The organism is Pseudomonas akapageensis, assembly GCF_011355085.1.
GTDB classification, from domain to species: Bacteria; Pseudomonadota; Gammaproteobacteria; order Pseudomonadales; family Pseudomonadaceae; genus Aquipseudomonas; species Aquipseudomonas akapageensis.
The window spans coordinates 60,983-73,031 of the sequence record NZ_VXCP01000027.1 but is presented as its reverse complement, the minus strand read 5'-3'; the positions used below and the strand labels follow the sequence as shown (position 1 = coordinate 73,031).

The window sequence follows — 12,049 nt, the reverse complement described above, 5'->3', positions numbered from 1 at the left end:
AACCTCCAGGTTGCGGGCCTTTTCGTTGTGGGCATTTATTTGCCTTCTGTTGCGGTTTCCTGAGTCTGGCGCCATAGCGCGGGCCAGTTTTGCGCCCAGCAGCACTGATGATCGTAGCCTGGCAGTATTCGGACTTCGCTTGGGCTGGTGGGCGGATAGGTGGCGATAAAGCGCTTTGCCAACTCAGGGGGCGTGTTCTGGTCAAGGGCGCCGACCAGATGTACCTGTTTGATTCGCATCAGCGCCGCTTGCAGGTCCACTGGATTCAGCGAATTGCGCAATGGTTGCACGCGGTGGAGTCGGGTCCAGGCCGCATGGTCCAGGTTGCCGGAGACGCTGATGACGTCTTGCACATCATGGCGACGGGCGGCGAGCAACAACGCGAGGGCTGCACCGCCGGAGTAGCCGACCAGAGTCAATTGCTGCGCTCCCGCACGGGATTTCAATTCGTCGATGGCCTGATCCAGGCTGGCGACCACTTCCTCGGCGAAGCGCGCGTCGGTCCAGTAGCGTTGGCTGCAGCTGCTCTGGGCGGCGAAGTATTGGCAAGGCCGCGCGAGATAGACGGCTCTGCCAACGGGCTGGGCCAGGGCCAGGCGCAGGGCGAGGGGGTTGATGGGTGTGGGGTCGCTCGATGGCTGGCTTGAGCTTATCCAGGCAAAGCCGTCGCCTTCCAGGTATACCGTCAGATGTCTGTCCCAGGCCACGGGCGCGGGGGTGAAGGCCTGGAGCTGGAACGTCGATGTCGTTAGCGTCTGGGCTTGCCAGTGATGTTGCTGGGCGAGCTCAATGGCCTGTTGTCGGCGGGCCTGCGGCGCAGGTATCGAGTTACAGGCACTCGACAACGAGGCGATCAAGCCGATCAGAAGAGGGGTGAGCAGGCGCCGGGGCGTTGGTGGGGGCATGGCGTGTTTATGTTCCATTGGTGGCCAGTGGGTCTGATCGCCCCATTGCGGGGCGATCAGACGCTGCCTCAGAAGGCCCAGCGCGCCTTGATCGAGGCGCCCTGGTTGAGGAAGTCGCTGCGCGACTCGACGTCGTAGCGCAGGCTGACTTCCGTGCCGTTGCTCAGGTTGTGGGTCAGGCCCAGGCCGGCGCGGGTCAGCCACGGGCTCGGGTCCAGGCCGCGGGTGGTGAATGCCGCATCCGCAGCGCCCGCATAGGTGGAGGTAATGGAAGTCTGCTCGTTGATCAGATCGTAACCGGCGCCGAGGTTGGCATCCAGTTGCGTCTGCGCGCCCAGGCGGTAGCCGAGCTTGCCATCGACACTGAGAATCATGGCCTCGGCATCGCGGCTGTCCACGTCCAGGTCCAGTGCTCCAGCGCCTTTCTCGGTGTACGACTCGTCCTCGATCCAGGTGTAGTCGGCACGTACGGAAGGGATGAAGGTCAACTGCTCGCTGAAATGCAGGCTGTGATCCAGGCCAACACCGGCATGGAAACTGTGGCTGTCGTAGTCGGCCCTGGCGGTGGCGTCGGCGAAGGGCATATGACGCTTGCCTTCGTTTCTGTGCTGGCCGGCATCGACCTGGAAGTTGAGGTCGGTGTCGGTGGCCAGGCTGTAGCTGCCGTAACCGATCAGTTGATAGGTGTCCACCTGTAGGCTCTGCGGGGCGATGTCCGAATTGCTGTCGACATCGGTGCGGGCATAGGCGAACGCCAGGCCCAGGCGCGTCTGTTCGGAAACTGCGGCATCGATACCCAGTGCCAAGCCATGGGTGTTGGCGTTGAAGCCGGAAACACCGTTGCGATCATTCTGGTCGGCCCATGAACCGAAGGGCTTGATCCAGGCATTTTCGTCGCTCAACAGCGGGTCACCGGAGGACAGGCCGCTGGTGCTGTCCTGGCGAGCCTGGACCACTTGATTGATGCCAGTGAGGGTGTTGCTGGTGGCGCCGCTGGAGCTGCCGGTCAGCAAGGGCAGCGTCTGGCTGACGGCGTCGGAGACCTGTTGCTGGTTGGTCAGGGCGACGAAGTGGGAAGCCAGTTCGCCCGTCGGGCTTTGGCTGATTACGCCGTCCAGCACGTGCGCGGCGCCCCTGGCAGGGTTGTTGCCGGTATTGATCACGCTGCCTAGCACGCCTGGGTTGGGGGCGGGCGTTGGCTCGGGCGCGGGTGTTGGAGCTGGAGTTGGCTCGGGCGCGGGTGTTGGAGCTGGAGTTGGCTCGGGTGTGGGTGCTGGCGCTGGAGTAGGCTCCGGTGTGGGAGTTGGCGTTGGAGTAGGTTCGGGTGCCGGTGTTGGCGGCGCTGGAGTCGGCTCAGGTTCAGGAGTCGGTTCCGGCGCAGGGGGAGTGACTGGCGCCGCCGCCAGCGTCAGATTGACATTATTGCCATCTTTGACCGCGCCGAAATCAAACAGCAGCGAGTTGTCGCTGACAGCGAAAGTGCCATCGCTGTGCAGGGTGGTGGCGCTGATCACATTGTTCAGGGACGCGGCGCTGAATTGGTGGTTGGGATTGCTGACATCCACCAGGACCCGTGCATTGCTGGGCAGGGTGGCGTCGCCAGCGACCACCAGCTTGCCGTAGTTGTTATCGTCGGTGACGCCGAACTGCAGGGCGCCGGTGCTGGACTGGGTGTAGTTGCCGTGAATGGTCCCGCTGATACCAGGAGCCAGCTTGACGGTGCCGTCGTTGATGAAACCATTTGTCACGCTGATGCCCGGCGTTATTGCTATCAGCGAAGGCCCGGCGCCCATGTTGAACGTTGCACCCTGTTCGACGGTGAAGCTCTTCACTCTTATGGCGTTTTCGTTGCTGAATACAGCTGCGGACTTAACGGAAAAATCGGAGTTGACTGCATACACGTCGCCGATCAGTCGCGCGGAGGTGCCGGCGATCTCGATCGAGTCGATGGTCTCGGCATCATTGGCGCCGATGGAGATCTGGCCGCCCTGAATAGTGCCGCTGTTGCGGATGCTATCAATGTCAGAGTGATTTACACCCGAGTTGTACACGCCGATACCGACGTATGACCCGAAAATGAGGCCTTCGTTGTCAATGGTGCCGATATGTGAACTGGTTTCCAGGTGAATGCCGTCGCTCGTCGTCCCTTTGATCTCGCCCTCGGACGAGTTGATCACGCTACCAACCGAGCTCTTTTGCAGGAAAATGCCTGACCCAGTCGACCCTTGTATAGTGCCCGCGTTGCTGATGCTGCCAACGGACATGGCACTGTAGCCATTACCGATGTGTATGCCGGCGGTTCCTTTTATGAGTGCCCCCGTCAGGTTGTTGACTGCGGTACCCGACGCCGAGATTTCACCCGCAGTCAGCGTAATGCCGTAATTACCGGTACTGGAAATCAGACCCGCGTTGGTGATGGTATCGAAACCATCGTACGAGACGACGCTCGCTGTCGACGTTGTAGTAATACTGCCACCTGCGTTGACCGACAGGCTGACACCCGTCCCCATTGTGCAAGTACTCGTCATCGAGTTTGCAGAGGTGATAGTCGTGGAAGGGTAGCAGGGCGGCATTACTGCATGCGCAGCGCTGGCAACCAGGCTGAGCCCCAGGGTTGCCAGCAACTTCTTGCAGAGGCTGCGTTTGCCGGCCGCAGAGGCCAATTCATCGACCACCACGAACGCGTTGCGCGCGTGGCTCCAGATAATGCGAAAAGCTTTGTTCATTGTTTCCCCTGGAGTGCCGGGCAATCGACCCTGGCGAAATGCGTAAATTCCGATTTCTTTTTGGTGTGCAGCAGGCATTCGCAATGCCGTTGGCAGTACTGGCGCAGAGTTCTTGTGGAGACGGATTAGTCCCCCCGCTCTGAGTCCAGACTATGTAGATAGTGGCACTGTGCCTTTAGTGGCGGCAATAGGTGTTATTACCGATATCGGCGGCCAAGTACTTGAATTGAGTAGCTATCACGTATTTGCAGATGAACGGTTCTGGCGCCATGGCGGGCTGCTGTCCCGATCGCTACAGGCTATGATGCGGCGGGCAATGGCCCTTGCCAGGAGACAATCAGCGATGATGGTGCATATCCCACAGGTACTCAGCCCGCAGCAGGTGGCCCAATGCCGTGAGCTTTTGCTGCAGGCCCGTTGGGTCGACGGCAAGGGTACGGCCGGACACCAGGCCATCTCGGTCAAGCACAACCTGCAGCTACCCTCTGATTCGCCCGAGGCGCAGAACATTGGTCAAGTGATACTTCAGGCGCTGGAGCGCAATGCCCTGTTCGTGTCCGCTGCGTTACCCCACAGGATCCTGCCGCCAAAGTTCAACTGCTATCAAGGCGGGCAATCCTATGGTCTGCATGTGGATAACGCAGTAGGCGCAGACCCGGCGGGCAATCGCATACGCACCGATTTGTCGGCCACGCTGTTTCTTACCAGCCCCGAGGAATACGACGGCGGGGAACTGGTCGTGCAGGACACCTATGGCGTACACAACGTAAAGCTGCCGGCTGGCGATCTGATCCTCTATCCGTCCACCAGTTTGCATCGGGTCAGCCCGGTCACTCGCGGCGCACGGATATCCTCGTTTTTCTGGATGCAAAGCATGGTGCGTGACGATGCGCAGCGTAGTCTGCTGTTCCAGTTGGACAGCAGTGTCCAGCAACTCAATCAGGAACTGGGCAATGGACATGCCAGTTGTGTACGGCTAACAGGGGTTTACCACAACTTGTTGCGCCAGTGGGCGGAGCTCTGAACGGCGCTGCTCTTGCGCTTTTAGAAAATCACACGACTCATCATTTGGATGATGGGGTTGCCGGGTGTGAGCATCAGTTTGGCGGCCATCAGGCAGCACGCTGTAATCAACAGCGGTCTGATCAGTCTGGCACCAAAACGTACCGCGCAGCGGGCGCCCAGTTGAGCGCCAACAAATGCTGCGATAGCCATCGTCAGTGCAATCGGCAGTATGATCGCGCCACTGAGCGAGAACACCAGTAATGCGCCAATGTTGCTGGATGCATTCAATAGTTTGCTGGTAGATACGGCATGCAGCAGCCCCTGGCCCAACAACGTCACCAGCGCGAGCATGAAGAACGACCCTACCCCAGGGCCGAAAATGCCGTCATAAAAGCCGATCATGGGTGCGACCGACAACGAAAACACCAGAAGCGGCACTTTTGCCTTTTTTTGAGTGTCGCCAAGTCTGGGAGAAAAGGCGAAGTAGCCAGCGATCAGGATTAAAAGTATCGGCACACCGGCTTCCAAAAACGATCTCGGCACCAGGCTAACCGAAAGGGCACCCAGCGCACTGCCCAGCAGTGCCAAGGTTGCCATCGGCAAACTCGATCGCCAGTCGATCATGCCCTTTCTGGCAAATACCACTGTCGCCGAGATGGTGGCCGAGGCGGCCTGAAATTTATTGGTGGCGATCGCGGCGAGCGGATCGATACCGGCGAGCAATAGTGCTGGCAGTGTGATCAGCCCTCCACCCCCCGCGATGGCATCGAAAAAACCGGCCAACAGTGCAACGCCAGCCAAACCAAGGATAAGCGTCAGCTCCACTTCGAACATGTGAACTCCTGATTGGGCAATGTTCAGCCTTGAACGAGAAGGGGGTCGTCGTTCAGCACGATAGGGGAGGCAAAGGACGAATAGCCGAACAGACGAATCAGCAGACGCCGGTTATCCTTGATGACATTCCGTGCATGCAGGGCGCGGCTGTTGTTGATGGCCACGGCACGGTGCGGTTGAAGGTCATAGGCTTTGCCTTGGGTTCGATGGAGTTGTTCGTGTAAGCGTTGGAACGCCTCGATGGCTGGCGCTGTCGCGTTGTCGCTGACTGAGAAACGATAGGCGTTGTAGCGAATGGCGAACCCGCCATTTTCATCGAATTGCAGTATCGAGATATTTGTACCGCTTTCCCCCAAGCCTTCCACGAAACAATCGCTGCGAGTGAAGTTAAATGAGTTGGAGGTCAGGGCCAATGCCGCGAGCGAGCCAATTGATTCGATAACCTCGCGCATGGGAATGATGTAGGTAGGCTCGCCAGCGGGGTTCCAGCGTGCGGTCATAATCAATGCAGAGGGTGCGGGCGAATGGCCATTGCTGGCGTGTACTGAGCAGTGATAGGGCGCCTCGGTATGAGCGCCAAGACAAAGGCCTGCATGCGAGCTTAACTCAGGGGTGGGCAATAGATTTTCGTTCGGTAACTTGCTTTGGCCGCCGCCTTTGAAGTTACCAACCAAGCGACTGATTTTTCCGGCATTGTCGATGTCGTATGCGAAGGCTTTGTGTTTTACAAGCTCTAGAAAAATTTGATTCCTTGAAGCTAATTGAATACATGTGAAATCTTCCTCGAGTCGGTTTAACTCTGGAAGTGCATCCGGCAAATCGAAAGTCTGGGGCGCGCACATCCCTTCAAAGGCAAGGGCCGCCAATTGCCCGTCGGCAAAACGCTGGGCAATAGCTGATTGTGCGGGGTCGAATGTCGAGGCAATCCCCTCGGCATGGTTCTTGGCTATATATCTGACCCCGATGGATTGGGGGCCCCCAGCACGAGCCATGTGCCTTGCGGCGGCATCAAGTTGGGTGGCTTGGCCTGGTGTAAATGCAAGGGTTGCGAACTCCATGTTCCATGGAGTGCTTTTCATCTGCGTAGACTCTATTGGCATTATTGTCGTCCATGTCAATGTGAAATCATGAGCGCAAGGCAAAGAGTTGAGCAGCAGCGAATACCAATAAGTCCGACTGCGCGGTTATCCCACAATGCCTTGGCGAGAGGGACGTATTGAACGCAGTTTTACTTGGGTGCTTACATAGGATGTTTCTTTAACGCATATAGGGATTTTCCTTTTGCCTGCTGCGTCCGTCATGCTCGAGCGCTACCCAGGTCGGCATGCCGTTGGACTTAACCCGCCGGAAACCGCAAAATAGGGCTTTAATCCTTTCAGACCTGACCGGACCTACTGACTCTATGCGAATGCGCCTGATGCTGTTGGGTGGTGGGAATGCCCTAGGGCAAGCGCTGATTCGCCTCGGAGCAGAGGAAGATATCGGCTTTCTCGCTCCGCGCCCGCCGGAAAAAGGCTGGGATCCTGCGAGCCTGACCCAGTTGCTGGATGACACGCGCCCTGATGCGTTGATCAACCTTGCCTATTATTTCGACTGGTTCCAGGCCGAAAGTGTCAGCGAGGAGCGTCTGGCACTTCAGGAGCGTTCGGTCGAGCGCCTGGCCGAACTCTGTCAGCACCACAACATCATCCTGCTGCAGCCCTCCAGCTACCGGGTCTTCGACGGCTCCCGGGCGACGGCGTACAGCGAAAAGGATGAGCCGATTCCCTTGGGCCTGCGTGGCCAGGCCTTGTGGCGGATGGAGCAACGCGTGCGGGCAACCTGCCCGCAGCATGTATTGCTGCGCTTTGGCTGGCTGCTCGATGACAGTCCCGACGGTGTGCTCGGGCGCTTCCTGGCGTTGGCCGAAAAGACGCAAGAATTGTTGATGGCCGACGATCGCCGCGGCAATCCGACGCCTGTCGACGATGCGGCGCGGGTCATTATTTCGGTGCTCAAGCAGCTCGATTGTGCCGCACCTCTCTGGGGTACTTATCATTACGCCGGTAACGAGGCGACGACACCCTTGGTGCTGGGGCAGGCTATCCTGACCGAAGCCGGAACCCGGCATAAACTGACGGTCGAGGCACCGACACCGCAGGCTCATGCAGCGCGGCCGGATGCGGCGGACGAGCCGCAGCACGCTGTGCTGGCCTGCAAGAAGATTTTGCACACCTTCGGTATCAAACCGCGTGCCTGGCGAGCGGGATTGCCAACGTTATTGGAAAGATTTTATCGCCATGGTTGATAAACCTGTTTTGATCACTGGTGGCGCGGGCTTTATTGGCTCGCACCTGGTTGATGCCCTGCTCGCGAAGGGTTATGGCGTGCGAGTGCTCGACGATTTGTCCACCGGCAAACGCAGCAACTTGCCGTTGGATAATCCGCAGCTCGAACTGATCGAGGGCGATGTCGCCGACTCTGCGCTGGTCGCACGGGCTGCTGCAGGCTGCAGGGCTGTGGTGCACCTGGCAGCCGTCGCGTCGGTACAGGCCTCGGTAGAGAATCCGGCCAAGACCCATCAAAGTAACTTCATCGGCACTTTGAATGTCTGCGAGGCCATGCGTGTCGCCGGGATCAAGCGCGTCCTGTTTGCTTCGAGCGCGGCGGTCTATGGCAACAATGGCGAAGGCGAGTCGATCGTCGAAGACACGCCCAAGGCACCGCTGACACCCTATGCGGTGGACAAGCTGGCTGGTGAGCAATATCTGGATTTTTACCGCCGCCAGCATGGCCTGGAGCCGGTAGTGTTTCGCTTCTTCAATATCTTCGGGCCGCGCCAGGATCCCTCGTCGCCATACTCCGGCGTCATCAGTATTTTCAGCGAACGCGCTCAGAAAGGATTGCCGATCACCGTGTTTGGTGATGGTGAGCAGACGCGGGACTTCGTCTACGTTGCCGATCTGGTGACCGTGATGGTGCAGGCGCTGGAAAAACCGCAGGTCGAAGAAGGGGCGATCAATGTCGGCCTGAACCAGGCCACGTCCTTGAAGCAACTGTTGGCAGCGCTGGAAAGCGTGCTGGGCAGCATGCCTGCCGTGAGTCATGGGCCGGCGCGCTCTGGCGACATTCGCCATTCGCGGGCCAACAATCAACGCTTGCTCGAGCGTTTTACTTTTCCTGAACCGACGCCGATTGCTGTGGGGCTGGCCCGCCTGCTGGGCCGCTGAAGCAAGGCGGGGGCAGCGAGTCTTCGCCGCTCCCGCACAAAATCCTTAGAACTTGTAACCCACACCCACCATATAGACCCACGGGTCGACGTCGACGTTGACTTTGGTCCGGCCAACGCCCAGCGCTGTCGGCCCGTCGACGCTGGCCTTGGTGTCGATATCGACATACCAGACCGACGCGTTCACCAGCATATTGTCGGTCAGCATGTAATCCATGCCCAACTGGCCTGCCAGCCCCACCGAATCCTGCAGCTTCAGGTTGCTGAAGCCCTGTTCCTTGCGTGCGCCCGAAAGTTCTTCATCGAAGAACAGGGTGTAGTTGATACCGACACCGGCGTAGGGCTGGAACCTGGAGGTCGGCTCCATCGGGTAGTACTGCAGCGACAGGGTCGGTGGCAGTTGCTTGATGTCACCCAGCTTGCCGTCCAGGCCGGCGATACCGGTAGCGGCGCTGATCCCTTGTACGCCGACGGTGTGCTGGAACGGGGTCGCGGCCAACAACTCGATGCCGACGTGATCGGTGACCATATAGGCGAATGCCAGGCCCAACTGAGTGTCGCTGTCGAGGGTGGCCTTGGTTCCGGAAATCTTCGCGCCGTCGAGTTTCAGTTCGCCACTGTCTTCGTTAGGGGCTGTCGTTGCCGCGCCGGCTCGGATAATGAAGTCGCCGGCCTGGTGGGCCTGGGCGATCGGGGCTGCGAGCGCCAGGGCAATCAGCGAGGCGCTGAGCAGGGGCTTGTGCATGGAGGGCTCCAAAGGACGTTTAAAATTGATTGCGTCCAATGGTAAAGAGCGCCAACCCGCTGACCTTGACGCAGCTCAATGAAAGCGCAAACGCTTGCGCTGTCACCTGTCAAGGCAGTTCGTAGGGGTAAATCTTCTCGGCCTCCATCTGGTATCCCGCTTCGGCCAGTTCGCTACTGGATGCCTTGACCTGCATCGGTCCCTCGATCCAGTAAGGTTGATACAAATCTTCGATTTTTACCCCGATCTCACTGATGACATGGACGATCTGATTCGATGGCGGGGGCGGCACGTGGATGCAGGCGCCGTAGTAGGGCACCAGCAGGAACTCGGTGGTGCGGCCTTCTTCGCTGACTTCCAGCGGAACGATGTAACCGGGCAGCTTTACCTGCTGGCCATCGAGCGTCTTGACCACCGGAGCAGCTGGCGATTGCTGTTTCGCGGCCGGTGCCGATTCGGCGGCAAGGGCGTTGCTCAATTGCGAAAGGTCATGGATGGGCGCCATTTGTGCGGCAATGACCGGTGCGTCGGGTGGAATCAACTGCGCCCACTCCAGTTGGCGTGGTTCGGCTGCCCACAGGGGCAGGGTGACCAGCATCAATAGCGCCAGCAGGGCATTTAACTTCATTGCAACCTTCATAGATGAATGGACAAGCCATCGGCCAGCGATTGCCGATAGGCGCGCCAGGCCGGCACGCTACCCATGATCAGCGCGGCGCCAAGAATGATCCCCAGCAAGCTCCATTCGTAGGCGCTCGGCAAGGCCATTGGCAGGTACAGCCCATAGTTGGACTGCACATAGCCCTGGGCCAGGGCGATACCCAAGTAGAGCAGTAAAAGCCCCGCGACAATTCCCGAGAGGGCCAGGGCGAAGGCTTCCAGCACCAGGAGGCTGGCGATATGCCAGGGGCGGGCGCCAACGGAGCGCAGTATGGCCATCTCCCGGCGGCGTTCATTGAGGCTGGTCAGGATCGCCGTGAGCATGCCGATCAAACCCGTCAGCACCACAAATAGAGAGACCACGAACAAGGCTTTTTCAGCAGTCCCCATCAGGCTCCAGAGTTCCTGCAGGGCAACCCCAGGCAATATCGCCAGCAAGGGTTCGCCGCGAAACTCGTTGATGTCACGCTGCAGTGCGAAGGTCGAGATCTTGTTGTTCAGGCCCAGCATGAAGGCGGTGATGGCCGTGGGTGTCAGGTCCATATTGCGTGCCTGCTCGGCGCTGATGCGCCCAGCGCCACGGGCTGGAACACCGTTGTGCCAGTCGATGTGCATCGCTTCCATGCCGCCGAGGCTGATGTGCAGCGTGCGATCCACGGGCGTACCGGTGCGCTTGAGGATGCCGATCACAGTGAACGGCTTGTCGTCATGCTTGACCAGGCTGATAGCAGCTACGCCATGGGCCAGCACCAGCTTGTCGCCCAGCTTGTAGTGCAGTGCATCGGCGACTTCGGCGCCGAGCACGACCTCGAACGGATCATTGGCAAAAGCGCGGCCCTGGGCCAGTTGCAGGTTTTGTCGATGACCGTACTGGTAGTGCTCGAAGTAACTCTCGTTGGTCCCCATCACCCGATAACCACGGTGCGAGTCGCCCAGGGAAATCGGAATCGCCCATTTGACCTGCGGGTTGTTGGCGTAGTGCTCGAAGCTGTCCCAGCGGATGTTGTTGGTCGCGTTGCCGATGCGAAATACCGAATACAGCAGCAGGTTGACCGAGCCAGAGCGGGCGCCAACGATCAGGTCGGTACCACTGATCGTGCTGGCAAAGCTGGCGCGGGCTTCGGTGCGCACCCGTTCCACGGCCAGGAGCAGGCAAACCGACAAGGCAATCGCGAACGCCGTGAGAAATGCGGTGAAGCGGCGGTTGGCCAAACTGGCCAGGGCAAGACGAAACAGGTACATCAAACCTCTCCAGCGCAAGCGCCGTGCGCTGCTCGATTGAGTTCGGACAGGGACAGGTGGCGATCGAACAGCGGTGCCAGGCTTTGGTCGTGGCTGACGAACAGCAGGCTGGCCCCGGCTTCCCGGCACTCGGCGAATAACAGGCGGATAAAGGCTTCGCGAGCATCGGCGTCGAGCGCGGACGTGGGTTCGTCGGCGATGACCAGCTCTGGCTGGCCAATCAACGCACGCGCGGCCGCGACCCGTTGTTGCTGGCCGATGGACAGGGTGTCGGCACGCCGGGCGAGCAGGGCCGGGTCTTTGAGCCCAAGGTGCGCAAGCAGGCTGGCCGCGGCCTGATCGATACTGCCGTGACGCTGTTCGGCACGGCGGGCGCGCAGGCGCGAGAAGCGACACGGCAGTTCGACGTTTTCGCGAACCGAGAGAAACGGCAGAAGGTTGAACTGCTGGAAAATGTAGCCAGTGTGATCGACCCGGAAGTGATCGCGGGCCGCGAGAGACAGCGCGGTCAACTCCTGGCCGAGCAGGCGAATGCTGCCGTGATCGGGCTTTTGCACACCGCCCAACAGGCCAAGCAAGGTGGTCTTGCCGCTGCCGCTGGGGCCTTTGAGGAACAGGGTTTCGCCAGGCTCGAGACGGAATGCCGGGATATCCAGAAGTGCTGGCTGACCCGGCCAGGAGAAGCTCAGGTCGGTCAATTCGATAAGTGCTTGGCTCATATGCA

General features: G+C 59.5%; 11 protein-coding genes. 3 read left to right on the top strand and 8 right to left on the bottom strand.

Features of this window, described 5'->3' with window-relative positions:
* Positions 1 to 35 precede the first annotated feature (35 nt).
* Entirely contained in the window at positions 36 to 905 is an 870-nt protein-coding gene (locus tag F2S13_RS17905) for an alpha/beta hydrolase-fold protein (protein WP_166363217.1), read from the bottom strand.
* Between the two features lie 68 nt (positions 906 to 973).
* Positions 974 to 3,631, bottom strand: a complete 2,658-nt coding sequence (locus tag F2S13_RS29260) for an autotransporter domain-containing protein (RefSeq protein WP_166363276.1) — start codon at positions 3,629 to 3,631, stop codon at positions 974 to 976.
* Between the two features lie 343 nt (positions 3,632 to 3,974).
* On the opposite strand from F2S13_RS29260, the gene F2S13_RS17895 reads away from it, so the two are divergent.
* A complete protein-coding gene (locus tag F2S13_RS17895) occupies positions 3,975 to 4,655 on the top strand; it encodes a Fe2+-dependent dioxygenase (protein WP_166363215.1) in 681 nt (226 codons plus the stop codon).
* Positions 4,656 to 4,675: 20 nt separating this feature from the next.
* Here F2S13_RS17895 and F2S13_RS17890 read toward each other — a convergent pair whose 3' ends face one another.
* Entirely contained in the window at positions 4,676 to 5,470 is a 795-nt protein-coding gene (locus F2S13_RS17890; RefSeq protein ID WP_166363213.1) for a TSUP family transporter, read from the bottom strand.
* 23 nt (positions 5,471 to 5,493) lie between these two features.
* Entirely contained in the window at positions 5,494 to 6,549 is a 1,056-nt protein-coding gene (locus F2S13_RS17885; RefSeq protein ID WP_166363211.1) for a Fe(II)-2OG oxygenase family protein, read from the bottom strand.
* A gap of 323 nt (positions 6,550 to 6,872) precedes the next feature.
* On the opposite strand from F2S13_RS17885, the gene F2S13_RS17880 reads away from it, so the two are divergent.
* On the top strand, positions 6,873 to 7,757 hold the full coding sequence (locus F2S13_RS17880) for a sugar nucleotide-binding protein (protein ID WP_166363209.1): 885 nt from the start codon (positions 6,873 to 6,875) through the stop codon (positions 7,755 to 7,757).
* Entirely contained in the window at positions 7,750 to 8,679 is a 930-nt protein-coding gene (locus F2S13_RS17875) for an NAD-dependent epimerase/dehydratase family protein (protein ID WP_166363207.1), read from the top strand. The genes F2S13_RS17880 and F2S13_RS17875 overlap by 8 nt, the downstream gene beginning before the upstream one ends.
* Before the next feature lie 45 nt (positions 8,680 to 8,724).
* Here F2S13_RS17875 and F2S13_RS17870 read toward each other — a convergent pair whose 3' ends face one another.
* From F2S13_RS17870 to F2S13_RS17855, 4 genes are all read right to left on the bottom strand, one after another.
* Positions 8,725 to 9,423, bottom strand: a complete 699-nt coding sequence (locus F2S13_RS17870) for an OmpW/AlkL family protein (protein WP_166363205.1) — start codon at positions 9,421 to 9,423, stop codon at positions 8,725 to 8,727.
* Positions 9,424 to 9,532: 109 nt separating this feature from the next.
* A complete protein-coding gene (locus tag F2S13_RS17865; RefSeq protein ID WP_166363203.1) occupies positions 9,533 to 10,051 on the bottom strand; it encodes a DUF3299 domain-containing protein in 519 nt (172 codons plus the stop codon).
* A gap of 8 nt (positions 10,052 to 10,059) precedes the next feature.
* Positions 10,060 to 11,325: an ABC transporter permease gene (locus tag F2S13_RS17860; protein ID WP_166363201.1), complete on the bottom strand. Its 1,266-nt coding sequence runs from the start codon at positions 11,323 to 11,325 to the stop codon at positions 10,060 to 10,062.
* Positions 11,325 to 12,044: an ABC transporter ATP-binding protein gene (locus F2S13_RS17855; RefSeq protein ID WP_166363199.1), complete on the bottom strand. Its 720-nt coding sequence runs from the start codon at positions 12,042 to 12,044 to the stop codon at positions 11,325 to 11,327. The genes F2S13_RS17860 and F2S13_RS17855 overlap by 1 nt, the downstream gene beginning before the upstream one ends.
* Between the last annotated feature and the right edge of the window lie 5 nt (positions 12,045 to 12,049).